Source organism: Promicromonospora sp. NPDC050262 (assembly GCF_040655935.1).
Classification (GTDB): Bacteria; Actinomycetota; Actinomycetes; order Actinomycetales; family Cellulomonadaceae; genus Promicromonospora.
This window is the reverse complement of sequence record NZ_JBFAKX010000002.1, coordinates 187568-210683: the sequence shown is the minus strand read 5'-3', so window position 1 is coordinate 210683 and position 23116 is coordinate 187568. Positions and strand designations below refer to the sequence as shown.

Here is a 23116-nt window from a genome sequence, read left to right as displayed (position 1 = left end):
GCCGGTAGAGACCGGGCAACGTGTGCGCAGGGGGCAGGTTCACGTGACGTCCATCAGTGCTGTGCGGGTCGACCAGCAGGAGTGCCGGTCCACCCGCGCCGCGATCCCTGGATACCTCGACCGACGCCTCGAACCGCGCAGCCTGCGCCGCTTCGAGACCCACATCGACCGGTGCCCCGGGTGCATCCGCGCGTTCATCGACGTGCGCCAGGTGGCCTGGGCACGGCGCAACGCGGACGCCCGGCGGCTCGGCCGGGTCAGCTGACGGGGTCCGCTGACGGGAGGGCAGCGGCGCGTCCCGCGCGCCCGGCGAGGTCGGCGAACGCGTCCCGCAGGGCCGGCGGGCCGACCACCTCGATCTCCGCGCCGAACCGCGCCAGCGCGGCGGCCAGCGCCGCCCAGGACCACGACCCGGTGCGCAGCCTGGTCCGGTCCGGGCCGAGCTCCTCGACGAGCCCGTCCCCGGCGAACGGCGCCACGCGCGCGACCGGCAGGGCGAGCACCACGTCGCCGGTGCAGGGCCACGCGTCGGCGCCCGTGGATCCCTCGAGGTCCGTCGAGCCCCTGAAGCGGGCGGTCAGGAACGCGCCGACGTCGCCGCCCGGTACCTGGCGCGGCGTGAACCGCGGGCCGTTCGGCACCCGGGGCGTCATCCGGTCCACCCGGTAGGTGCGCCACTCCCCCGGCTCCGGGGCCCAGCCGACCAGGTACCAGCGCCGCGCGCGGACCACGAGGTGGTGCGGCTGCACCCGCCGCGGGGGCCGCGTCCCCGCGTCGGGCCGGCCCGGGGACGCGTAGTCGAACCGCACCTCCTCGTGCGCCCGGAGGGCGGCGCCCAGGGCGAGCAGGACGTCGGTGTCGACCTGGTCGCCGTCCCCCGGACCGGCGGGCTCGGCCGCGGTCAGCTCCAGGGCGTCCACCCGCTGCCGCAGACGGGCGGGCAGCACCTGGCGCACGGTCGTCAGCGCCCGCGCGGCGGCCTCCTCGATGCCCGCGCCCGTCACCACCGCGAGCCGCAGCGCCACGGCGAGCGCCACCGCCTGCTCGTCGTCGAACAGCAGGGGCGGCAGCTCGCTGCCCGCCTCCAGGCGGTAGCCGCCGTCGGGCCCCCGGGCCGTCCGCACCGGGTAGCCGAGCTCCCGCAGGCGGTCGACGTCGCGTCGCACGGTGCGGTCGCTGACGCCGAGCCGGCGCGCGAGCTGCCCGGCCGGCCAGTCGCGGCGCACCTGGAGCAGCGACAACAGGGACAGGAGGCGGGCGGAGGTCATGGTCGAGGCGGCGGTGGGCATGTCCGCCACGATGACACGAGTACCGGACGATCCCTGTCCGGTACGGCTGGCAGGTTGGGGTTCGTCGCCGGAGACCTCCGGCCACGAACCCGTCGCGTGAGGACACAGCACCATGTCGATCAGCACCGTTGCCCACCTGAACTTCCACGGCCAGGCCCGCGCGGCCCTGGAGCTCTACCACTCCGTGTTCGGCGGGCAGATCCTCGTCACCACCTACGGCGACCTCGGGATGCCCGCCGGGCTGCCCGACGCCGGCAAGGTCGTGTTCGGCCAGGTCGTGGCCGACAACGGCTTCCGGGTCATGGCCTACGACGTCCCCGGCGACGCACCGGCCCCGGCGGCGGCGCCCACCACCCGCCGGGAGAACGGCACGACCATCACGTCGGAACCCTTCTTCCTCTCCGTGCGCGGCGAGAGCGTCGAGGAAGTGGCCGCCCTGTGGGCGGGGCTCGCGGTCGGCGCGACGATCGTCGAGCCCTACGCCCCGGCGCAGTGGGCGCCCGCCTTCGGCATGCTCACCGACCGCTTCGGCGTCACCTGGGTGCTCGACGTCGCGGCCGAGCACGCCCCGGCCTGACGCCGTCGCGCACCCCCGCTCCGGGCCGGCGCCCGGGCACAACCCGAGGCGCCGGTCCTCGCGACTCCATCGAGGGGGCTTCCAGGTGAACATCAGATGAACGATGAAGGAACAGTGCCTTGATATCAGCCAAAAACACGGATCACCCCAAGGTTCGCCTCGCAAAATCGAGGCCGTGACCGAAACGCTCCTGCTCGCGCTCGTCGTCGTGACCGCGCTCGCCTTCGACTTCACGAACGGATTCCACGACACGGGCAACGCGATGGCCACCTCCATCGCCACCCGTGCCCTCAAGCCCAAGACAGCCGTCGCGCTGTCCGCCGTCCTCAACCTCGTCGGCGCGTTTCTCTCGCTCGCCGTCGCCGCGACCATCGCGAAGGGCATCGTCGACGCCGGTGTCATCACCCTGCCCGTCGTGCTCGCCGGCCTGGTCGGCGGCATCGTCTGGAACCTGCTCACCTGGTTGCTCGGCATCCCGTCCAGCTCCTCGCACGCGCTCGTCGGCGGCATGGTCGGCGCCGTGCTGGCCGCCGTCGGCACCTCGGGCGTGCTGTGGACCGGAGTGGTGTCCAAGGTGCTGGTGCCGGCCCTGCTCGCCCCGCTCATCGCGATCGCCGTGGCCGGCCTCGGCACCTGGTGCGTCGCCAAGCTGACCCGCGGAGTGCCGCAGGACCTGACCAACCGGGGCTTCCGCTGGGGCCAGATCGGCTCCGCCTCGCTCGTCTCCCTGGCGCACGGCACCAACGACGCACAGAAGTCGATGGGCATCATCCTGCTCGCCCTCATCGCGGGCGGCGCCGTGCCCGCCGACTCGAACGTGCCGCTCTGGGTGATCCTGAGCTGCGCGGTCGCCATGGCGCTCGGCACCTACCTGGGCGGCTGGCGGGTCATCCGCACGCTCGGCAAGGGGCTCGTCGAGATCGACACCCGGCAGGGCATGGCCGCCGAGACGTCGTCGGCCGCCGTCATCCTGCTCTCCAGCCACTTCGGCTTCTCGCTGTCCACGACGCACGTCGCCACCGGCTCGGTGCTCGGCTCCGGCGTCGGCATGCCGGGCGCGAAGGTGCGCTGGAGCGTGGCGGGGCGGATGTTCGTCGCCTGGGGCCTCACCCTTCCGGCGGCCGGCCTGGTCGGCGCGCTGTGCCAGTGGCTGGAGTCCGCCATCGGCGGCACGTTCGGCGTCGTCGCCGTCTTCGCCGTGCTGGTGATCTCGTCCGCGGCCATCTGGCTCGTGTCGCGCCGCAAGCCGGTGGACCACACCAACGTGAACGAGGAGTGGGACGAGGACAAGGGCGCCGGCATCGAGCCCGTCGCCGCCACGACGGGCCAGGCGGGCGGCGAGCGCGTCGGCCCCGTGCCCGCCCTCGCGACGGCGTCGTCCGTCGGCCCGGCCATCGAGTCCGTGGGGACGGTGGGCGCCCCGGGTGCCGACGCCCCGTCGAAGGGAGACAACTGATGAGCGACTTCATCGAGTGGGGCGCGCTGGGCCAGGTCCTCGTGGCCGGCGTGCTCGTCGGCGCGGGCATCCCCGCGCTGTTCGCGCTGGGGCTCCGCCTGCTGGCGGGCCCGGCCCGGGACCGCGGGGACGCGGTGCCGGGGGCCGGTGAGGCGGCGGGACGCCGCACCTCGGACGACGTCGCCGTCGCCGTCGCGATCCCGCGCCCCGGCCCCGCGCGCCTGGCCGGAGCGGCCCTGTGCCTGGGCCTCGTCGTCGCGGCGGTCGCCACGGGCCTGTTCGTCGTGGTCTCCGGCGGGCACTAGCGACCCCCGCTACGGTGCGCGGCGGATGTGCGACGGCGGCCGGGCCGGCGTTCGCGGCGGGAACTCCCGGACCAGGATGCCGTGCGCGAGCCCGAGGCTGCGCCGGAGGTGGTCGGTCCACTCCGCCGCGGGGGCTCGCCGGGCCGACCAGAGGGCGTGCCGCATGATGCTCCCGGCGAGCGCCGAGGTCATGTGGGCGCGTTCGGCGATCTCGGTCGTGGTCAGGCGCGGGTCCCGGCGCAGGCGGCGCTCGACGGTGTCGAGCTGCCACGAGCCGGGCGCCTCGGACCGGTCCAGCTCCCGTGCCCGGAGCTCCGGGTTGCCGTCGATCAGCTCGAACCTGCGCCGGAAGAGCTCCAGGTTGCCCACGGCGTCCAGCGCACCGGTCACCAGGAGGGTGAGCAGGTCGCCGAGCAGCGGCCCGTCGGCGTCGACGAACGCCTGGATCGCCTGGGGCGTGGGGCGAGGCGAGCGCCCCAGGATGGCGGCGTCCTTGCTGCCGAAGTAGTTGAAGAACGTGCTCTGCGCGACGCCCGCGGCGGCGCAGATCTGCGCGACGGTCACGGAGTCGTAGCCGTTCCGGAGGCACAGGTCGATGGCGATCTCCTCGACCCGTGCCCGGGCCGCGGCGCGCTTGCGTTCCCGTAGCCCGGGCACCCTGTGCTCGGTCATCCGTTCCCGGCGGCCGGGCCGTCGGCCGCAGCGGCACCGGCGTCGTCCGTGGCCATGAGCTCGGCCCGCACGGTCTCGGCGTCGGCGTCGATCGTCGCCTGGTCGACGGCGTCCGTGGCCGGGACGCGGGCGGCGACCTCGTCGACGAGCTGAGCGGCCCTGCCGCTGTCGATCCACTCGGCCGTCAGGTCGCTGACGGCCCGGTCGATCATGGCGGCGAAGGTGGTGTTCTCCTCGAACCGGGTCACCAGGGCGTTCTCGCCCATCATGCCCCCGCCCATACCGCCGCCGCCCCGGCCCCCGCTTTCACCCCCGGGCTCGAAACCCTCGGGCGGCTCGAAGCCCTCCGGCAGCTCCATGCCCTCCGGGGGCTCCATGTCCTCGGACGGCTCGGGCATCCCGCCTCCACCGGCCCCCTCGGCGGCCTCGCCGCCGGGGCCTGCGGCACCGCCACCGGGCATCGACATGCCGCCCAGCGCGAGGTTGAGGTCCCACGACACGACGCTGATCAGCTTCGTGTCGAGGTCGTAGTAGAGGTAGGCGTTCCGGCCGGGGCCGGACATCGTGTCGAAGTTGCCGAGCACGTCCTGGGTGCCCAGGTACGTCGCGAACGACTCGACGTCCAGCCACTGGTCCAGGTCGCGGGCGAACTCCTCGTCGGAGGCGTCGTCGAGCCACTCGAGGAACGAGACGAGCGGCTGCAGGTCCTGGCTGCCGTTGAGGTTGACCTGCTTGAAGTCGTCCGTGTACTCGGTCTGGTCGCCACCCTGATAGGTGAACGAGCTCGTGGACAGCAGCTTGTAGAGCACCCCGTCGCCGTCGAGCTCAGCGGCGTACTGCGGGTCCGGGTTCTCGACGACGAGGCGGGTCGTCGTCGGACGGTCGTTCACGGCGTAGGTCGCGAACGAGTAGTCCTGCGTGGGCTGGCCCGACTGCTCCGTGAGCTCCAGCGCGACGGCCTCGTTGAGCGACGACGTGCTCGCCGCGCTCGCCGGGCGGATCGAGAGCTCGGTCATGCCCTGGTAGGCCCGGCCGGGCTGGTTCTCGTCGAAGCTGACGAGCAGGGGCAGGTTCTCCGGCTCCTCCGTGGTCAGCGACGCGCCCCTGCCGGCGAAGCCGACGGCCTCCCCCGCGCCGCCCGGCATCGGGCCGCCCTCCGGCATCTGCCCGCCACCAGGCATCTCCGGCATCTCGCCACCACCCCCGCCGATCCCGCCCGGAGCGCGCTCGCCCTGGGTCTCGGACCTCTCGCGGTCGTCGACCAGCGACGACAGCGTGGAGTTGCCCTTGAGCCGCACGGCCACAGAGTCGATCGTGGTGCCGTCGACCGTCAGGTCGGCCGTCATCCACTCCTTCTCCCCCTCGGCGAAGTACGTGTCGAGCATCCGGTCGTAGTCGTCCTGGGAGTAGGACAGCGAGATCTCGTGATCGACGGAGTCGTCGAACAGGTCGACCGTGCCCTCGATGTCCTGGGTGATGCGCTCCTCGTCGGTGACGGCGGCCGAGCTCGTCGAGTACGGCCGGACCGTCACGTCGCCGAAGACGGTCAGGGCGACCACGATCCCTGCCAAGCCGGCGGTCAGTGGGATCCAGTGCTGGCGCAGCCGCACCGGAAGGCGTTTGCGCAGGTCCGCAAGGCTCATGGTCGCCCTCCTCACATGTCGGACTGGTCGTAGCCGGTCAGGACCGTGACCTTCTGCCCGGAGTTGATCTCGCCGAGCGCCTCGATGATCTCGGCCGTGGTGACCCCCGGCTTGAGGCGCACCGAGTAGAACAGCTCGGTCAGCGCCCCGCCCCGCACGGTCTCCACGCTGACGAGCTCGAACTCACGCGTCATGCGGACCAGCACGTCTGCGACGTCCTGCTGGTACCGGGACTCCGGCGGCACCTGGACCTTGACCACCTGACGCTGGATGTCGAGCTTGAACCAGTCGAACCGCTGCATGAGGAAGACGACCAGCAGGATGACCACGGTCGCAGCGGCCGCCAGCAGGTAGAACCGGGTGCCGACCGCCATGCCGATCGCCATCACCAGGAAGATGAACCCGACGTCGCGGGTCTCCTTGATCGCGTTGCGGAACCGGATCACCGACAACGCGCCGACGAGGGCAAAGGCCCGGGCGATGTTCGAGCCGACCACGAGCATGATGACGGCGACGACCATGCCGATGATGACGAGCGTCTGGACGTAGGACTGGCTGTAGGAGATGTTGCGGTGCGTCCGCTTGTACACCCAGCCGATGGCGGCGGACAGGACGAACGACAGCACCAGCGTCATCGTCACGTCGAAGACGGAGAAGGTTCCGCTGAGGTCTTGGAGATTCATCGGGCGAGAACACTCTTTCGGGTAGCGGCGGCGTCGACGCCGCCGGGGTGGATCGGTCCCGCGGTCGCGGTGCCGGGTGCGCCGGCCGACTCGTCGCGCAGGATCGCGTCGACCTCGTCGGGGGCGTGCATCGTCGAGCGGGGCGCGAGTCCGAACGCCTGCACGCTCTGGCAGTACTTGGAGATCCGGACGACGTCGAGGCTCATCCGGGCCGTCAGGTCGGTGACCCATCCGGGCACCCGCTCGTTCGCCTTGACCTCCAGCACCGAGAGGCGCGGCGGCAGCGTCAGCCGGTTGACGCTCTCGGAGGAGAGGTGGAAGTCGCGGTCCCGGCCGCGCAGCCGGTGGTCGAGCGTGACGCGCAGGCCCAGGTCCGCCTCTCGCCCCACCCATGCCTCGCGGTGGTAGCCGGTCGTCACGGTGGGGCGCAGGTCGAGCTCGCCCACGAGGGTGGACACCTCGTCCAGGAAGGCCCGCTCGCGGTTGCTGATCTCGCCGGTGGGCTCGTAGCCCTCGGGCGAGCACAGCGCCAGGGCGTCGCGGTACGGCAGCGACACCCGCCGCTTCTGGGTGACCCGGTTGACGCGCTGCTTGATCTCCACGAACACGTCCGACTCGGGCGTCAGGTCGTCGGCCGTGCCGTAGTGCCGCACGCGCAGCTTGCGCCGGAACTTCAGACCCTCGATCTTCTCCCAGTAGAACTTCAGGTGCGCCGTGTCGTAGTAGACGCTCGTGATCGGGTAGCCCGCGTCGCCCGAGTAGGCGTCCGCGTCCATGTGCCGCACCAGCTCGGCGCGGAGCTCGTCCGCCTGGTCCTGCGGCACGAGATACTTGATCTCGAACCGGTTGAAGGCGTGCAGCCGGCTCGCGGTGGCCGTGCGTGCGGAGCTCGCGGCGTGCGCGTTCGGCTCCTCGCCTGTTGACCGATCGCCTGGCGTCGGTCTCGGACGTGGGTCGACTGCGCGTCGGGACAGGGGTCGCACGGGCCAGCTCCTCTTGTCGGCAGCCCGGCGCCGAGATGAACGGCACCTGGCCAGCAGATGAACACCGAGGAAACCGACCCTGCAGGGTGAATCTTTGTGTCTGCTGGAAACGTGGAGGCGAACGTGGATCGACTCCACGTTCGCGGGCGGTCCGGCCCGGCACATAGCCAACGCACAGGTTCGGCCCAGGAACACCCCGGGATCGGGGCGCACCCTGGTGCGATGAGCTCCGCACCCGCCGGTTCCCCCGACCAGCCCCGTCCGACCCGCGCGGACGGGTCGCCCGTCCGGGTCCTCGTGGTCGACGACGAGCCCAACCTCGCCGAGCTCCTCACGTCCGCCCTGCGCCTGGAGGGGATGGACGTCACCGCCGCCCTGGACGGCGCCTCGGCGCTCCGCGCGGTCCGCGAGTCCGTCCCGGACATCGTGGTGCTCGACATCATGCTCCCGGACATGGACGGGCTCACGGTGCTGAGCCGGCTGCGCGAGCACGGCGAGCGCGTCCCGGTCCTGTTCCTCACGGCGCGCGACGCTGTCGAGGACCGGGTCAAGGGCCTGACCGCGGGCGGCGACGACTACGTGACCAAGCCGTTCAGCCTGGAGGAGGTGGTCGCCCGGCTGCGCGGGCTGCTGCGGCGGCAGGGCGCGACGGCGCAGAACGGGAACGGCGTGCTGGCCGTGGGCGACCTGGCGCTCGACGAGGACGCGCACGAGGTGTGGCGGGCGGGCGAGGAGATCCACCTGACGGCCACGGAGTTCGAGCTGCTGCGCTACCTCATGCGCAACGCGCGGCGCGTGCTGTCCAAGGCGCAGATCCTCGACCGGGTCTGGAACTACGACTTCGGCGGGCAGGCGAACATCGTCGAGCTGTACGTGTCCTACCTGCGCCGCAAGATCGACAAGGGGCGCGAGCCCATGATCCACACGCTGCGCGGCGTCGGGTACGTGCTGCGGCCCGGCAAGGTCAGGGACGAGGCCCGTGCCTGACGTCGTCGCGCCCACCGACCGCGCCCCCTCGACCCGCCGGCCCACCGCGCTGCGGCGGCGGCTCGTGCTCGTGCTCGCCGCCGTCGTCCTCGTGGTCACGGCGGGCCTGGCCGTGGCGTCGACGGCGGTGCTGCGCTCCCAGCTCCTGAACCAGGTGGACAGCGAGCTGGAGCAGGCGAGCCAGCGGCTCACACAGGGTCCCGTGCAGATCCGGTTCCGCGACGCCGCTCCCGGCGACGACGCCTCCGGCACCCAGCCGGGCCAGGAGATCCCCGCCCTGCCGATGCCGGCGCCGGGCGAGGCCTCCGACACCACCCGGCCCGCGTTCCCGCCGGGCCTGGGCCCCGGCAGCGCCGTCGTGCGCTACGTGGACGGCGAGCCGGTGCTCGCCGACCACGTGACGACCTCGCTGGAGCGCGAGGCCCTCGACGACGACCAGGTCGCCGAGCTCCTGGACGTCCCGGCCGACGGGCGCCCGCACGACGTCCGGCTGGACGGCCTCGGCGCCTTCCGTGCGGTGCACGTCACCACGGACGACGACGAGCCACTGGTCGTGGCGACCAGCACCGCGACCGTGGACGCGACCGTGCACGGCTACGTGCTCGTCGAGGTGGCGCTCGGTGTGGCGGCGCTGCTGGCCGCCGTCGGCGTCGGCGCCTGGCTGGTGCGCCGCTCCCTGCGGCCGCTCGACGGCGTGGCGGACGCCGCGAGCCGCGTCTCCGAGCTCGAGCTCTCCCGCGGCGCGATCGACGCCATCCCCCGCGTGCCCGCGACCCTCACGGACGAGCGGACCGAGGTCGGGCAGGTGGGCGCCGCCCTGAACCGCATGCTCGAGAACGTCGAGGTGTCGCTCCAGGCCCGGCACGACTCGGAGACCCAGGTGCGCAGCTTCGTGGCGGACGCGAGCCACGAGCTGCGCACGCCTCTGGCGTCGATCCGCGGGTACGCCGAGCTCGTGCACCGCGCCCCCGAGGAGCTCCCGCCCACCGCGGCGCGGTCCCTGGACCGCATCGAGTCCGAGGCCGTGCGCATGACGGGTCTGGTCGAGGACCTGCTGCTCCTGGCCCGGCTCGACGCCGGACGCGGGCTCGACCGCGCGCCCGTCGACCTGGTCGCGCTCGCCGTCGACGGCGTCATGGACGCCCACGCGGCCAGCCCCGGCCACGCCTGGAAGCTGGAGCTGCCGAGCGGGGCGGACGACGACGCGCACGCCGGCGGTGACCGGGCGGACGAGCTGGTCGTCACCGGGGACGAGGCCAGCCTGCGCCAGGTCGTGGCGAACCTGCTCGCCAACGCGCGCACCCACACGCCGTCGGGCACGCAGGTGCGTGTGCGGCTCCTGCGCGAGGGCGACGCCGTCGTCCTGCACGTCACCGACGACGGACCCGGCATCCCCGCCGGGCTGCGTCCCTCGCTCTTCCACCGGTTCACGCGCGGCGACGTGGCGCGCAACCGCAACGGCGGGTCGACCGGCCTCGGCCTCTCGATCGCGGACGCCATCGTGACCGAGCACGGCGGGAGCATCGCCGTCCGCTCCCGCACGGCGGACGAGGACCCCGCGACCGGGACCACGTTCACGGTGCGGCTGCCGCACCGGGTGCGCTAGCGGGCAGATCCTACGGGCGTGCGGCGGAGCTGCCGGCCTGGTCCGTCCGGTCGGTCAGGATCTGGCGCGTGAGCTGGTCCACGAGCTGCGTGACCTCCGGCTCGTCGCCGCCGGGCCACTGCTCGACGTACCGCTGCAACCGGACCCGCTCCGCCTCCCGGATCGCCTCCGCGACGACGTCGCCCGCGGGCAGCGCCCGGACCGTGTCGCCGTCCACGGCCACCAGCCCGCGGGTCGCGAGGGTGTCCGCGACGCCGCGCACCACGTCCTCGGGGCGGCCCGTGTGCTCGGCCATGAGGCGCACCGACCGGGTGCGCTTGAGCGAGGCGCGGGTGAGCATCCACGCCTGGCCGGGCGTCAGGCCGACGTCCTGCGCCACGAGGTCGTAGACCCGCAGGGGGTCCCGCTTGCCCACGCGGCGCCACAGGATCATGCGCAGCTCCTCGAGCGACGTGCGCGACGACGGGAGCGCGAAGGTGGCGCCGGTCGCGTGACCCACCTCGTCGTCGCCGCCCCGCGTGGCGGTGCGCAGCTCGACCTCGGGCAGGAGCCACGTCAGGAGGAACGCGAGCACGGCGACCGGCACCGCCCCCAGGAAGACGACGTGCAGCGCGCCCGTGTAGGCGTCGAGGAACCAGGTCTGCACGTCGGGCGGGCACTGCGCGAGCGCCTGCGTGGACGCCGTCAGCGCCTCGGGCCCGCAGGTGCCCTGGGCGGCGTCCGGCACGGACGTCGCCGCCTCGGCCGCGAGCCGGTTCGCGAAGATGGTGCCGAACACCGCGACGCCCACCGACGAGCCGATGGTGCGGAAGTACGTGGTGCCCGACGTCGCGGTGCCCAGGTCGCGGTAGCTCACGGCGTTCTGCACCGCGATGACGAGCACCTGGGTGACCATCCCGAGCCCGGCGCCGAACACGAACATGCTCAGGCCCGCCTGGAGCGTGGTGGTGCCCTGGTCCATGAGGGAGAGCAGGTAGAGCCCCACGGCGGTGACCGCGGTGCCGACGATCGGGTAGACCTTGTAGCGCCCGGTGCGGGAGATGAGCTGTCCCGAGCCGATGGACGTGATGAGCAGGCCGAGCATCATCGGCGTCATCTCCAGGCCGGACTCGGTGGGCGTGGAGCCCTTGACCGTCTGCAGGTAGAGCGGAATGAAGGTGATGGCGCCGAACATCGCGAAGCCGACGGCGAAGCCGATGACCGCGGAGACGGAGAAGACCCGGTTGCGGAAGAGGTGCAGCGGCAGCACCGGCTCGGGGGCGCGCCGCTCGACCGCGACGAACGCGACCAGCCCGAGGACCGCGAGCGCGATCATGGCCCAGACGGGCGCGGAGCTCCAGCCCCAGGTGGTGCCGCCCAGGCTGGTGACCAGCACGACCGCCGTCGAGATCGTGGCGAGCAGGATGATGCCGGCGTAGTCGATGCGGGGCCTGGTGTCGGTGGTGATGCGGGGCAGCACGGAGGCGACGACGACCAGCGCGATGATCCCGACCGGGATGTTGACGTAGAAGACCCAGCGCCAGTCGAGGTTGTCGACGAAGAACCCGCCGAGCAGCGGGCCGGCGACGGAGGAGACGCCGAAGACCGCGCCGAACAGCCCCTGGTACCGGCCGCGGTCCCGGGGCGGTACGACGTCGCCGATGATCGCCTGGGAGAGCACCATGAGCCCGCCGCCGCCCACGCCCTGCACGGCGCGCCAGGCGATGAGCTGGCCCATCGTCTGCGACGTGCCGGACAGGATCGACCCGACCAGGAAGATCAGGATGCAGGCGATGAACAGGGTCTTGCGCCCGAACAGGTCGCCGAGCTTGCCCCAGAGCACGGTGGTCGCGGTGCTGGCCAGCATGTAGGACGTCACGACCCAGGACAGGTGCTCGGCGCCGCCGAGGTCGGAGACGATCGTGGGCAGCGCGGTGGCGACGATGGTCTGGTCCAGGGCGGCAAGCAGCAGCGCGAGCATGAGCCCCGCGAAGATGGCCCAAACCCTGGCCTGCGGCAGTGCCTGCGGTTCCGCCTCTGCGCTCGGTGCGGTCATGCGGTGCCTCCCGGGTCCGGTGGACGGCGAGGCCTGCGCGCCCGTGCGTGTGCCCCCGGAGGCAGACTGTCACGGCCCGCGCGGGTCGGCGCGGGGAGGGCGCCGGCGGTGCGGCGTCCCTCCCCGCGCCGGGACCGGTCAGTCCTGGAGGGCGGACCGGAGCGTGGCGGACGCCTGGGCGACGGCGGCCTTCGCGGCGTGCGTGTCGTGCAGGGCGTTGAGCATGACGAAGTCGTGGATGACCCCGCCGTACCGGACGCTGGTCACGTCCACGCCGGCCCGGCGGAGCTTGGCCGCGTAGGCCTCGCCCTCGTCACGCAGCACGTCGGCCTCCGCGGTGATGACCAGCGCGGGCGGCAGCCCGGCGAGCTGCTCCTCGGTGGCCCGCAGCGGGGAGACGGTGATCAGGTCCCGCTCCTGCGGGTCGGTCGTGTACTGGTCCCAGAACCAGCGCATGCCCTCCAGGGTGAGGAAGTAGCCGGTGGCGAACTCGTGGTAGGAGGCGGTGTCGAACGCGGCGTCGGTCACCGGGTAGAACAGCACCTGCTGCCGGAAGGTGACGTCGCCGCGCTCCTTGGCGAGCAGGGTGAGGGCGGCGGACATGTTGCCGCCCACGGAGTCGCCGGCCACGGCCAGGCGGCCGCCGTCCAGCCCCTGGTCCGCGCCCTCCTTGGTGACCCACTGCGCGACGGCGTAGGCCTGCTCGACGGCGACGGGGTACCGCACCTCGGGCGACCGGTCGTACTCGGGGAAGACGACGGCGGCCTGCGCGCCGATCGCGAGGTCGCGCACGAGGCGGTCGTGCGTGTGCGCGTCGCCGAACACCCAGCCGGCGCCGTGCACGTAGAGCACCACGGGCAGGGGGCCCCGGGCGCCGGCGGGCCTGACGATCCGGACCGGCACCGTGCCGGTGGGCCCGCCCTCGACGGTGACCCAGACGTCGTCGACCTCGGGCTTGAAGATCTCGCTCGACTGCACGTCGTCGACGGCCTTGCGGCCGTCCGCGGGCGCGAGCTGGTACAGGTACGGCGGGTTGTCGGTGGCCTCGGCGAACGCCTGGGCGGCGGGTTCCAGGGCCAGGCCGTGGGGGTTTGCGGTCATGACGGTTCCTTCGTTCCGGGGGGTGCTGGGTGTGCTGGGGCGTGCCGGCGTGCGCGGCGGGCCGGGCGGCGCCGGTCAGGCGGTCTGCCCCGCGGCCCGGGCGATGAGCCCGGCCACCTCGGCGGGGTGGGTGAGCATCACCAGGTGCGGCGCGTCGAGCTCGACGCTCTCCCGCACCCCGGCGCGCTCGTAGCCGAAGCGCTCGACGTCGGGGTTGATGGTGTGGTCCGCGGCCGCGACGATCCCCCAGGACGGCTTGGTCCGCCAGGCGGCGACCGGCGCCGGCTCCCCGAAGGCCACGGCGGACAGCGGGCGCTGCGACACGGCGAGCACCGTCGCGACGTCGTCCGGCACGCCGGCGGCGAAGACCGCGGGGAACGCGTCGACGGCCACGGACACGTCGGTGCCCGGCTCGGCGCCGTCGACCGGGTACGGCGTGTAGACCAGGTGGGCCGCCAGGTCGGAGTCGGGGAAGCCGCCCTGCAGCTCGCCCAGGCTCTCGCCCTCGGCGAGCGCGTAGCCGGCCACGAAGACCAGGCCGACGACGTTCTCGGCCGCGCCCGCGACCGTGATCACCGCGCCGCCGTAGGAGTGGCCCGCGAGCAGCACGGGGCCGTCGATCGCCTCGACGACGGACCGCACGTACGCGGCGTCGCCGGTCAGCGAGCGGTTCAGCACGGGCGGGACGACGACCCGGAAGCCCTGGTCGAGCAGCGCGCGCGTGACCGGGGTCCAGCTTCCGGCGTCGGCGAACGCGCCGTGCACCAGCACGATGGTGGGAGTGGATGACATGGGGTTCCTTTCCGCGGGACGACCGCGGGAGCACGGCCGTCACGATGAGACACTTCGATCCAAGGCCGTCACCGGTGACTGCGTCCACGAAGGAAGCACGCAGGAATGGGGAGAGATGACCGAGGCGCTGGGTCCGCTGCTCCGCCGGTTCCGGCACGAGGCCGACCTGACGCTCGAACGGCTCGCGGAGCTCTCCGGGGTGAGCGACCGCACGATCAGCGACATCGAGCGCGGCGCCAGCCAGGGTCCGCAGCGGCGCACGGTGGACCTCGTGGCGGACGGCCTGGGTCTGGCGCCCGCCGACCGCGCGGCGCTCCTCGCGGCGGCCCGGGCGGGCCGGCACCGGCCTCCGGCCGGCGTCGTCGCCCCGCTGCCGCTCCCCCGCGCCGTCGCCGACCTCGTCGGCCGGGACGCCGAGCTGTCCGCGATCGGGGCGCACGTGGCGTCGGGCGCCGACGGCGCGCCGTCGCCGCTCGTGGTGCTCTCCGGGCCCGCGGTGCTCGGCAAGACGTCGCTCGCGGTGCGCGCCGCGGGCGACGTCCGCGACCGGTTCGACGCCGTGCGGTTCATCGACCTGGGCGGGTTCGGCGGGCGCCCGCTCGACCCGCTCGTGGTGCTGCGCCGCCTGATCCAGGCCTGCGAGCCCGCCGTGCGCTCCGTGCCGCCCGGCCTGGACGACGCCGCCGCGCTCTGGCGCTCCCTCCTCGGCGACCGCCGGGTCCTGGTGGTCCTCGACGACGCCGCCGGGGAGGAGCAGGTGCGCCCGGTCCTGCCCGCCACCGGGCCCTCCGCGGTGATCGTCACGGCCCGCCGTCCGCTGGCCGGGCTGGACGCGTCCCTGCGCGTCGAGCTCGACCGGCTCGCGCACGACGACGCCGTGACGCTCCTGCGCCGCATCATCCCCGCCGCGCAGGCGCCCGAGGCCGACCTGCACCGGCTCGCCGACCTCTGCGACGGCTGCCCGCTGGCCCTGCGCATCGCCGGCAACCGCGTGGCGAGCCACCGCGCCTGGACCGCGGGCCGGCTCGCGGACCGGCTGGCGTCCGAGGACCACCGCCTCGACGGGTTCCGCGCGGGCGACCTCGAGCTGCGCAAGGCGTTCGCGATGTCCTACGACCAGCTCTCCGACGCCGCGCGGACGCTGTTCCGGCGCCTCGGCGTCCTGACCGGGCCCACGTTCACCGCCGAGCTCGGCGCCGTCCTGGTCGGCTCCGGCCGGCACGCGGCCGTGGACCTGCTGGACGAGCTCGTGGACCTCGGCCTGCTGGAGGCCGCCACCCACGACCGCTACCACCTGCACGACCTGCTGCGGATCTTCGCGCGCGACCGGCTCCGCCAGGACGAGGGCCCGCACGCGCAGGCCGGGCACGCGGAACGCCTGCGGCACTGGATCCTGGCGACCACCGTCGACGCCGGTCTCTGGTTCGAGCCCGCCCACGGGCGCGGCCCGGACCAACCCGGGCTGGCCGACCTGTCCACCCGCGAGGCCGCCGGCGCGTGGCTGCACGACGAGGCGGACCACTGGTTCCACGCGCTGCGCGCCGCGGCGGCCAACAAGGACGACGCCCTGGTGGTCCGCGTGGCAGAGTCACTGCACTGGTTCTCCGACCTGTGGGCGCAGTGGGGCCAGTGGCATGAGGTCTATGCCCTGGCCGTCCAGGGGGCGGAACGCCTCGCCGACGACGACCTGCTGGCCACCCAGCTCGGGTACCTGAGCTGGGCCGAGCTCTACACGCGGGACGACCCGGCCCGCGGCCTGGAGCACGCGCACCGCGCCCGGGACGTCGCGCGGCGCGCGGGCAACCGCGCCCAGGAGGGCTGGGCCCTGTACTACACGGGCTGGTGCGAGCTGCTGCTCGGCTTCCCCGGCGACGTCGTGCGCGACGCCGAGGACGCCCGCCGGTGCTTCGCCGACGCCGACGACGCGGCCGGCCTGCTCCAGACGCACCGCATGCTCGCCGAGGCGTTCACGCTGCTCGGGCGGCGCGCCGACGCCATCGGCGCCGACCGGGCCGCGATCGACCTGCTGGAGCGGCAGCCGGACCGGTTCCCCCGGGACATCGCGCTGACCACCCGGGTCGCCGCGGCGTCCGCGATCGTCAAGAACCTCGTCGAGCTCGGCGACGGCGCGGGCGCGCTCGCGACCGCGGACGCCGCCGCGCCCGCCGTCGACGAGCTCGACGTGCCCGCCCACCGCGCCATGTACCTGCGCGTGCGGGCCCTGGCGCTCGCCGCGACGGGGCGGAGGGCCGAGGCGGCAGCCGCGCTGGGACGGGTCGTGGAGATCCGCGAGGCGCTGGGCGACCGTCGGCGGGCCGACGCGGCCCGGGAGCAGCTCGCCGGGCTCAGCTGATCCGCACCGCCGCCCGGTACCCAGGCTCCTCCATCCGGGACATGGCGTCGAGGGCGGCGTCCGCCACCGGGAGCAGGTGCACGTCCACCCAGCTCCCGCTGGTCGAGCCCGGCCGCACGGGCGGCGCTTGACCCTACCCTCAGGGGAGGGTCGACGGTGTTGCGCAGGAGGTGAGACCCCATGACCTACACGATCACCCGCGTCTCCCGGCTGTCGGGAGTGACGCTCAAGACGCTGTACCACTACGACCGGATCGGGCTGCTCGTCCCCGCACGGGACGAGCGCAACGACTACCGGTCCTACTCGGACGACGACCTCGAGCGACTCCAGCAGATCCTGTTCTTCCGGGAGCTGGACATGCCGCTGGACACGATCGCGGAGGCTCTGTCGGGTCGCGTCTCCCGGCTCGAGTGCCTGCTGGGCCAGCGCGCCATGCTCCGGTCATGTGGAGCACGGCTCGCCCAGGTGCTGGCGACGCTCGAGCAGGCCATCGCACACGAGAGAAAGGGAGAACCCATGGCTGCCGACAGCATGTTCACCGGCCTGGACCAGGCCGGCTGGCAGGACGCCCTCGACGAGCAGAACGCCCACCTGCGGGACACCTACGGCGTCGAGCTCGACACGGCCGGGCTCGACGCCGACCGGATGAACGCGGCCGCCGCCGAGGCCACCGTGTTCATGACGACCATGGCCGACGCGCTGCGCGCCGGGCTGCGCGCCGACGACCCGACGGTGGTGAGCGCGATCGAGCGGCACCTCGCGGCGCTGAACGCCACGCACCCGACGGACCCCGCCGGATTCGCCGGCCAGGCGCGCTTCTTCGTCACGGACGACTTCCACCGGCAGATGCTCGAACAGCAGCAGACCGGACTGGCCTACTACCTGCTGCACGCCGCGGAGGCGTACCGCGACGCGGCCTGAGGCGGGGCCGGACCTGGTGCCGGGGCAGGAACTCCGGATCGGTCCCGCCGCTCACAACGGAGGCACCCCCGACCGGGGCGGGTCGGTGGCAGCTGCCGCCGGCTCAGTGGTGATGTAGGCACGGGGCAACCGGCGTCCGGTGAGGGCACGCACCGTCAGGTCGCTGCTGGTGCCCGGGTCGACCTGGTCCAGGTCGACCCGGGTGTCCAGGACCGTCGGCGGCCGGGCGTGCGTGCTGCCCGCGGGCGTGGTCCAGGTGGTGATCCCGGTGACCGGGTCACGTTCGACGCCCCAGCCGGCATGGGTCTTGAGCAGGTGGTGTCGGCGGCAGAGTGCGTGCAGGTTCCACGCGTTCGTCTGTCCGGGCTGGTTCTTCCCCGCAGCCCCGGCCCGCTCTCTCCACTCGTGGTCGAAGGGGTCGATGTGGTCCAGGTCGCACGTCGTCGCCGGGGTGTCGCACCCGATGAACGTGCAGGTCCCGTCCCTGGCCTCCACCGCCGCCCGGAGCACCTTGCCTGGCGTGTACGCCTGGGACGAGTAGTCGACCAGGACCCCCGTCACCGGGTCCGTCACCAGGCGCCGCCAGGTGGCGTCCTCCGCGAGAAGTCGCGCCGTCTCGGCCGGGATCGGCCCGAACCCGTCGAGCTCACCCGGCGCGTCGTCCAGGCCCAGAAGCGTGCTCGCCGGGACGGTGACCCGGACGACCGGCCGGGTCGGCGTCACCCGCACGACCGTCTCCTGCACGACGGGCGCCCGTCCACCACACGGGCAGACGGGGCCGTCGGTGGCACTCGTGTTCGCGCTCGCATCAGTCGTGCCCGCCGCCGTAGCGGTCATCGTGGCAGTCGCCGTGGCGTTGTCGGCAACAGTCGCCTGGTCAGCAGGCACACACCCTGGGGTCCTCGTGCTCACCGGTTCTACGATCCCCGTGCTCCCCTCGGCCTGGATGCCGGGCGCGAACCGGTCCCCCGGCAACAGCCGACCCGTCACGATGCCGGTCAGGCAGTCCGCACGGAGCTGACCCAGGGTGCGCTCCTCACCAGCGGTGTACCGGAGCTGGTGCGCCATGTCGTCCACGACGCCCCAGACCGCCGCCGCGTCCACGGCCGGCAGGTACGCCGACAGCCACCCCATGTCGTTCTCCGCCCGATCCAGCTGCACATTGCGGTCCAGGGCCGCGGCCCTGGCCGTCTCCTCGGCGCCGTGCCGGGCCTTCGCGAACGCCAGAAGTTTGTTCTGCAGCCACCGCCACGTCCGGTACGGGGCCTGCGGCAGGTACCGGACGATCGCCTCAGCCCGCTCCGCCACCGTGAGCCGCGTAGCGGACCGCAACAGGGTGTGCGCCTTGCGCACATCGATCCGACCCTGAACCAACGCCGCAATCACCGTCGGATGCTCCGCACCCGACTCCGCCCGCACCACCACCTCGGACCCCTCAGCCTGCGTCACCGCCAGCTCAGCCGTCACCTGCCCGACCAGCGAGTCATGAGCCAACGGACTCGTCTCCCGCGCGGCCCGCTCCCCCACGACTCGCGCCTGCACACCGGCCGCCCACGACTGCAGCCGCACGCACGCGGCCACTAGGTCCGCGAGGGCGTCGTCGGACAGCGCGCCGAGCCGGGCCGAACCGGCCTCTGCGGCAGCGGAACCGGCAGCAGATTCGGCGGGCGGTCCACCGGCGAGTTCGGCGCCTGTGCCACCGCATGGTGCGGTACCCAGCCCGGTGTACTCGGCGACCACGTGCGCCAGCTCGGCGCCCGGCGGTCCGGCCAGAGCCTCCCGCAACACCTCGACCGGCCACACCGCCACGGGGCCGTGAGACAACGACACGTCGGGCGCCCTGTCGAACCAGTCCGGCCCCGCAGGGACGTCCGGGGCACGCCCAGGTTCACACTCGCCGAACAGCGCGTCACCCTCGGCGAACAATGCTGCGAGCCACGCGTCGTCAGGCATCTTGCCGTCCGCAAGATCGTCGATGCGCACGACGGGCACCGTGGTCACGACGTCATCGACCTGCCACGCCGCAGGGCGGCTCCGCACGGCCCTCCCACCGGGCCTGCGAGCGACCCACGTCGCACGTGCCCCACCGGCAACCGACACCTTGTCCATACCGCCACCCCCTCCCACCACAACGTCCAACCATCGTGAGCATTCGACCCAACACTTGTACGACCATAGGCCCAGCCACTGACACCCGCTCGTTGTTCTGCCCGCCGCGTAAACGAGGCCGGTCGACCAGTGCGACGTCGTCACGACCATGCCCTCACAGTGACGGAAGGCCGTCCAGGCCCCGGCGGGCGTCACGGCTGCGGCAGAAGGCGCGCAGCGGCACGATGCCGTACCGCCGGCAGGGTCCGACACGGCGAAGCCCGTTGTGGTTCCATCTCCATCACCATCACCATCACCATCACGAAGCTAGCCAGTCAGCCAGCCGGCGAACACGCTCACCGGCCCTCACCGGCGCAGCCCCCAGGAGGCCTCGTTGGAAACCCGCCCGCAGATCGTGTGCCTGTGCGGCTCGACCCGGTTCGCTCAGGAGTTCCGCGCGGTGAACCGTGACCTCACGCTCGCCGGGACGATCGTCGTCGCGCCCGGTGTGTTCGAGCACGCCGGCGACCGGATCACCGACGAGCAGAAGGCTGCGCTGGACGCACTGCACCTCGCGAAGATCGACCTCGCCGACCGCGTCCTCGTGGTCAACCCGGGCGGGTACGTCGGAGAGTCCACGCGACGCGAGATCCGCTACGCACACCAAACCGGGAAGCCGGTGGAGTACACCCACGCACCCGACTCCGCCGTCGCCCCCTGACCAGGGCTCACCCGACCGGTCGCTGCCGCCACCGCCACACCAGCTTCCGCAGCTCGTCGAACCACAGCACCGACGACGCCATGCCGACCGCCACCGCCCAGTGCGCCAGGTCGAGACCGGCGGTGCCGAAGGCCACCTGGAGGAACGGCACCTCCACGACGGCCACCTGGAGCAGCACCCCCAACCCGATCGCGCCCCAGAGCCACCGGTTCACGAACATGCGGTGGAACGCGCTCGTGGTCTCGGAGCGGGAGTTGAGCACGTTGAAGAGCTGGGCCAGGACGAGGGTGGTGAACCCGGCGGTGCGGCCCACGGTGAGGTCGTCGCTCCCCTCGACCAGGCCGCCGGGCAGGAAGATGTCGATGGTCAGCAGGGTGGCCACGCCCATGACGAGCCCGATGCTCAGCACGCCGGTCCACATGCGGGCGTCGATGATCCGCTCGTGCGAGCCGCGCGGCGGCCGCGCCATCACGTCGTCGGTCTCCGGGTCCACGCCCATCGCGAGCGCCGGCCCGGAGTCGGTGACGAGGTTGATCCACAGGATCTGGGTGGCCAGCAGCGGCACGACGACGGCCTCGCCCCCGGCGGCCCCCTCCAGTCCGACCACTCCGGCCAGCACCACGCCGAGCAGCACCGTGCACACCTCGCCCATGTTCGAGGAGAGCAGGTAGCGCAGGAACTTCTTGATGTTGTCGAAGATGATCCGGCCCTGGCGCACGGCCGCGACGATCGTGGCGAAGTTGTCGTCGCCGAGGATCATCTTGGCCGACTCCTTGGTCACTTCGGTCCCGGTGATGCCCATGGCCACGCCGATGTCGGCGGTCTTCAGCGCCGGGGCGTCGTTCACGCCGTCGCCGGTCATCGCCACCACGTGCCCGTCGGCCTGGAGCGCGTCGACGATCTGCAGCTTGTTCTGCGGGGCCACGCGTGCGTAGACCGAGACGCCGCGGGTGGTCTCGCGCAGCCCGGCGGCGTCCAGGCGGTCCAGCTCGGTGCCGGTGACGGCGCGTGCGCCCGGCTCGACGATGCCCAGGTCGCTCGCGATCCGGGTGGCCGTGACCGGGTGGTCGCCGGTGATCATCATGACGCGGATGCCGGCCCGGCGGGCCTCGGCCACCGCGGGCGCGACCTCGGGGCGGGGCGGGTCGATGATGCCGACCACGCCCAGGTAGACCAGGTCGGACTCGTGCTCCTCGAGCCCCTCGGGCCCGGTGTCCTCGGGGACCCGCCGGTAGGCCACGCCGAGCGTGCGGTACGCCTGCCGGGAGAGGCGCTCGACGTCGGCGAGCGCCTGGGCCCGCCGGTCGTCGTCGAGCAGGACCGTCTCGTCGCCGACCTGCACGTCGGTGCAGCGCGGCAGGAGCACGTCGGGCGCGCCCTTGGTGACGAGCGCCCAGGCGCCGTCGCCGGGCGGGTCCACGAGCGCGGACATGAGCTTGCGCTCGGACGTGAACGGCACCTCGCCGCGCCGTTCGAAGCCGGCGACGCGGTCCACGGTGCCGGCGAGCTTGTGCGCGGCCACGAGGAAGGCGGCCTCGGTGGGGTCGCCCTGGACGGTCCACTCGCCGTCGGTCTCGACGAGCTGGGCGTCGTTGGCGAGGGAGCCGCCGCCGAGCACCATGACCGCCTCCCGGGTGAGCCGCTCGTCGGTCAGGGGCACGGCACCGTCGTCGTCGCCGGTCCCGGCGCCGGAGCCGTCCCCGCGCGTCAGCGCCTCCCCGTCCGGGCGGTAGCCGACGCCGGTGAGCGTGACCTCGCCCGACGCGGTGACCACCCGCTGGATGGTCATCTCGTTCTTGGTCAGGGTGCCGGTCTTGTCCGACGCGATGACGGACGCCGAGCCGAGCGTCTCGGCGGAGTGCAGCTTCTTGACGACGGCGTTGCGGCGCGCCATGGCCTGCACGCCGACGGCGAGGACCACGGACAGGATGGCGGGCAGCCCCTCGGGCACGGCGGCCACGGCGAGCGAGACGCCGAGCAGCAGCACGGTGACGAGGTCGGCCGGGGTGCGGACCTCGTTGACCACGGCCGCCAGGACCATCACGACCACGGCGATGCCGATCACCGTGAGACCGAGCACCCGGCTGACGTGCGCGATCTCGCGCTGCAGCGGGGTGACCTCCTCCTCGGTCGAGTCGAGCAGCCGGGCGATGTCGCCCATCTGGGTGCTCATGCCGGTGGCCACGACGACGGCGCGCCCGACACCCTGGGCCACGGCGGTGCCCTTGTAGACCATGTCGAACCGGTCGCCCAGCGGCGCCGGGGCCACGAGCGCCGCGGCATCCTTGAGCACCGCCTCGCTCTCGCCCGTCAGCGAGGACTCCTGGACGCGCAGGGCGGTCGCGCTGAGCAGGCGGGCGTCCGCGCCGACGGCGTCCCCCTCGGCCAGGACCAGGACGTCGCCACGCACGAGCTCGGCCGACCGCACCGTGACCCGGCGCCCGTCGCGCAGCACCGTGGACATCGCCTCGGTCATGGACCGCAGCGCCGCGACGGCGCTCTCGGCCTTGCCCTCCTGGACCAGACCGAGCACGGCGTTGAGCACCACGATGGCCGCGATCACGACGGCATCCACGGGCACGCCGTGCGCGTCCTCGACCCACCAGACGGCGAGCGAGATGGCTACCGCCACGAGCAGCAGCGCCACGAGCGGGTCCTGGAACTGGTCCAGCACCTTGCGCCACAGCGGCACGGGCGGCCGCGAGCGCAGCTCGTTGGGGCCGTCGGCGGCCAGGCGGCGGGCCGCCTCGGCTCCGGTCAGCCCGGTGGTGGGGTCGACGCCGAGGTCGGCGGCGACGTCGTCGGCCTCCCGGACCGACGGGTCCGGTGCGGGCATCGGGACGGACGGCGGCGGGACGCGCTGCTGCGAGGTGGCCACAGTCGATCATGCATCGGGGGCGCCGC

General features: G+C 73.3%; 19 protein-coding genes. 9 read left to right on the top strand and 10 right to left on the bottom strand.

Features of this window, described 5'->3' with window-relative positions:
- Positions 1-43: 43 nt before the first annotated feature.
- Positions 44-265 (top strand): zf-HC2 domain-containing protein, encoded by a 222-nt coding sequence (locus AB0I29_RS04350; RefSeq protein ID WP_357478435.1) that lies wholly within the window; start codon positions 44-46, stop codon positions 263-265.
- Here AB0I29_RS04350 and AB0I29_RS04345 read toward each other — a convergent pair.
- Positions 258-1289 (bottom strand): WYL domain-containing protein, encoded by a 1032-nt coding sequence (locus tag AB0I29_RS04345; protein WP_357478432.1) that lies wholly within the window; start codon positions 1287-1289, stop codon positions 258-260. The two genes, AB0I29_RS04350 and AB0I29_RS04345, sit on opposite strands and share 8 nt — an antisense overlap.
- Positions 1290-1401: 112 nt before the next feature.
- Here AB0I29_RS04345 and AB0I29_RS04340 point away from each other — a divergent pair, with 112 nt between their 5' ends.
- From AB0I29_RS04340 to AB0I29_RS04330, 3 genes are all read left to right on the top strand, one after another.
- On the top strand, positions 1402-1866 hold the full coding sequence (locus tag AB0I29_RS04340; protein WP_357478429.1) for a VOC family protein: 465 nt from the start codon (positions 1402-1404) through the stop codon (positions 1864-1866).
- Between the two features lie 175 nt (positions 1867-2041).
- Positions 2042-3322 carry an inorganic phosphate transporter gene (locus AB0I29_RS04335; RefSeq protein ID WP_285102208.1) on the top strand — a complete coding sequence of 427 codons (1281 nt, stop codon included), beginning with the start codon at positions 2042-2044 and terminating at the stop codon, positions 3320-3322.
- Complete coding sequence (locus AB0I29_RS04330; RefSeq protein WP_357478426.1) at positions 3322-3627, top strand: hypothetical protein; 306 nt, start codon at positions 3322-3324, stop codon at positions 3625-3627. Before AB0I29_RS04335 ends, AB0I29_RS04330 begins: the two co-directional genes overlap by 1 nt.
- A 9-nt stretch (positions 3628-3636) precedes the next feature.
- Here the strand turns inward: AB0I29_RS04330 and AB0I29_RS04325 are convergent, their stop codons facing one another.
- The 4 genes from AB0I29_RS04325 to AB0I29_RS04310 are packed head-to-tail and all read right to left on the bottom strand — an operon-like array spanning position 3637 to position 7773.
- Complete coding sequence (locus tag AB0I29_RS04325) at positions 3637-4299, bottom strand: TetR/AcrR family transcriptional regulator (RefSeq protein ID WP_285102210.1); 663 nt, start codon at positions 4297-4299, stop codon at positions 3637-3639.
- On the bottom strand, positions 4296-5942 hold the full coding sequence (locus AB0I29_RS04320) for a CotH kinase family protein (RefSeq protein WP_357478422.1): 1647 nt from the start codon (positions 5940-5942) through the stop codon (positions 4296-4298). The genes AB0I29_RS04325 and AB0I29_RS04320 overlap by 4 nt, the downstream gene beginning before the upstream one ends.
- An 11-nt stretch (positions 5943-5953) precedes the next feature.
- Positions 5954-6625 (bottom strand): DUF4956 domain-containing protein, encoded by a 672-nt coding sequence (locus AB0I29_RS04315; RefSeq protein ID WP_357478419.1) that lies wholly within the window; start codon positions 6623-6625, stop codon positions 5954-5956.
- A complete protein-coding gene (locus AB0I29_RS04310) occupies positions 6622-7773 on the bottom strand; it encodes a polyphosphate polymerase domain-containing protein (protein ID WP_357478416.1) in 1152 nt (383 codons plus the stop codon). The genes AB0I29_RS04315 and AB0I29_RS04310 overlap by 4 nt, the downstream gene beginning before the upstream one ends.
- A 57-nt stretch (positions 7774-7830) precedes the next feature.
- On the opposite strand from AB0I29_RS04310, the gene AB0I29_RS04305 reads away from it, so the two are divergent.
- Together AB0I29_RS04305 and AB0I29_RS04300 are read left to right on the top strand one after the other, a co-directional pair.
- Positions 7831-8595, top strand: coding sequence for a response regulator transcription factor (locus AB0I29_RS04305; protein ID WP_285102214.1), 765 nt, complete (start codon positions 7831-7833; stop codon positions 8593-8595).
- Positions 8588-10201, top strand: a complete 1614-nt coding sequence (locus tag AB0I29_RS04300; protein ID WP_357478413.1) for a HAMP domain-containing sensor histidine kinase — start codon at positions 8588-8590, stop codon at positions 10199-10201. Before AB0I29_RS04305 ends, AB0I29_RS04300 begins: the two co-directional genes overlap by 8 nt.
- Before the next feature lie 10 nt (positions 10202-10211).
- On the opposite strand, the gene AB0I29_RS04295 is transcribed toward AB0I29_RS04300, so the two are convergent.
- The 3 genes from AB0I29_RS04295 to AB0I29_RS04285 form a co-directional block, all read right to left on the bottom strand.
- The gene (locus AB0I29_RS04295; protein ID WP_357478410.1) at positions 10212-12236 is read right to left on the bottom strand and encodes an MDR family MFS transporter; all 2025 of its coding nucleotides are present in this window, start codon (positions 12234-12236) and stop codon (positions 10212-10214) included.
- 138 nt (positions 12237-12374) lie between these two features.
- The gene (locus tag AB0I29_RS04290) at positions 12375-13337 is read right to left on the bottom strand and encodes an alpha/beta hydrolase (protein ID WP_357478408.1); all 963 of its coding nucleotides are present in this window, start codon (positions 13335-13337) and stop codon (positions 12375-12377) included.
- A 75-nt stretch (positions 13338-13412) separates the two neighbouring features.
- A complete protein-coding gene (locus AB0I29_RS04285; RefSeq protein WP_285102218.1) occupies positions 13413-14129 on the bottom strand; it encodes an alpha/beta hydrolase in 717 nt (238 codons plus the stop codon).
- A 115-nt stretch (positions 14130-14244) separates the two neighbouring features.
- On the opposite strand from AB0I29_RS04285, the gene AB0I29_RS04280 reads away from it, so the two are divergent.
- Together AB0I29_RS04280 and AB0I29_RS04275 are read left to right on the top strand one after the other, a co-directional pair.
- Positions 14245-16482, top strand: a complete 2238-nt coding sequence (locus tag AB0I29_RS04280; RefSeq protein ID WP_357478406.1) for a helix-turn-helix domain-containing protein — start codon at positions 14245-14247, stop codon at positions 16480-16482.
- Positions 16483-16662: 180 nt separating this feature from the next.
- Positions 16663-17403 carry a MerR family transcriptional regulator gene (locus AB0I29_RS04275; RefSeq protein WP_357478403.1) on the top strand — a complete coding sequence of 247 codons (741 nt, stop codon included), beginning with the start codon at positions 16663-16665 and terminating at the stop codon, positions 17401-17403.
- A 51-nt stretch (positions 17404-17454) separates the two neighbouring features.
- Here AB0I29_RS04275 and AB0I29_RS04270 read toward each other — a convergent pair whose 3' ends face one another.
- Positions 17455-19404: an HNH endonuclease gene (locus tag AB0I29_RS04270; RefSeq protein WP_357478400.1), complete on the bottom strand. Its 1950-nt coding sequence runs from the start codon at positions 19402-19404 to the stop codon at positions 17455-17457.
- A 481-nt stretch (positions 19405-19885) separates the two neighbouring features.
- Between AB0I29_RS04270 and AB0I29_RS04265 the strand changes: the two genes are divergently transcribed.
- Positions 19886-20212 (top strand): hypothetical protein, encoded by a 327-nt coding sequence (locus tag AB0I29_RS04265; protein ID WP_285102221.1) that lies wholly within the window; start codon positions 19886-19888, stop codon positions 20210-20212.
- A 7-nt stretch (positions 20213-20219) separates the two neighbouring features.
- Here the strand turns inward: AB0I29_RS04265 and AB0I29_RS04260 are convergent, their stop codons facing one another.
- The gene (locus AB0I29_RS04260) at positions 20220-23090 is read right to left on the bottom strand and encodes a cation-translocating P-type ATPase (protein ID WP_357478397.1); all 2871 of its coding nucleotides are present in this window, start codon (positions 23088-23090) and stop codon (positions 20220-20222) included.
- Positions 23091-23116 lie beyond the last annotated feature (26 nt).

Excerpts from the sequence above, each read along its gene's own strand:
- AB0I29_RS04330 (WP_357478426.1), top strand. The coding sequence starts at position 3,322 with ATGAGCGACTTCATCGAGTGGGGCGCGCTGGGCCAGGTCCTCGTGGCC.
- AB0I29_RS04305 (WP_285102214.1), top strand. The coding sequence starts at position 7,831 with ATGAGCTCCGCACCCGCCGGTTCCCCCGACCAGCCCCGTCCGACCCGC.
- AB0I29_RS04275 (WP_357478403.1), top strand. The coding sequence starts at position 16,663 with ATGACCTACACGATCACCCGCGTCTCCCGGCTGTCGGGAGTGACGCTC.
- AB0I29_RS04290 (WP_357478408.1), bottom strand. The coding sequence starts at position 13,337 with ATGACCGCAAACCCCCACGGCCTGGCCCTGGAACCCGCCGCCCAGGCG.
- AB0I29_RS04280 (WP_357478406.1), top strand. The coding sequence starts at position 14,245 with ATGACCGAGGCGCTGGGTCCGCTGCTCCGCCGGTTCCGGCACGAGGCC.
- AB0I29_RS04325 (WP_285102210.1), bottom strand. The coding sequence starts at position 4,299 with ATGACCGAGCACAGGGTGCCCGGGCTACGGGAACGCAAGCGCGCCGCG.
- AB0I29_RS04340 (WP_357478429.1), top strand. The coding sequence starts at position 1,402 with ATGTCGATCAGCACCGTTGCCCACCTGAACTTCCACGGCCAGGCCCGC.
- AB0I29_RS04315 (WP_357478419.1), bottom strand. The coding sequence starts at position 6,625 with ATGAATCTCCAAGACCTCAGCGGAACCTTCTCCGTCTTCGACGTGACG.
- AB0I29_RS04285 (WP_285102218.1), bottom strand. The coding sequence starts at position 14,129 with ATGTCATCCACTCCCACCATCGTGCTGGTGCACGGCGCGTTCGCCGAC.
- AB0I29_RS04295 (WP_357478410.1), bottom strand. The coding sequence starts at position 12,236 with ATGACCGCACCGAGCGCAGAGGCGGAACCGCAGGCACTGCCGCAGGCC.
- AB0I29_RS04345 (WP_357478432.1), bottom strand. The coding sequence starts at position 1,289 with ATGCCCACCGCCGCCTCGACCATGACCTCCGCCCGCCTCCTGTCCCTG.
- AB0I29_RS04320 (WP_357478422.1), bottom strand. The coding sequence starts at position 5,942 with ATGAGCCTTGCGGACCTGCGCAAACGCCTTCCGGTGCGGCTGCGCCAG.
- AB0I29_RS04310 (WP_357478416.1), bottom strand. The coding sequence starts at position 7,773 with ATGTGCCGGGCCGGACCGCCCGCGAACGTGGAGTCGATCCACGTTCGC.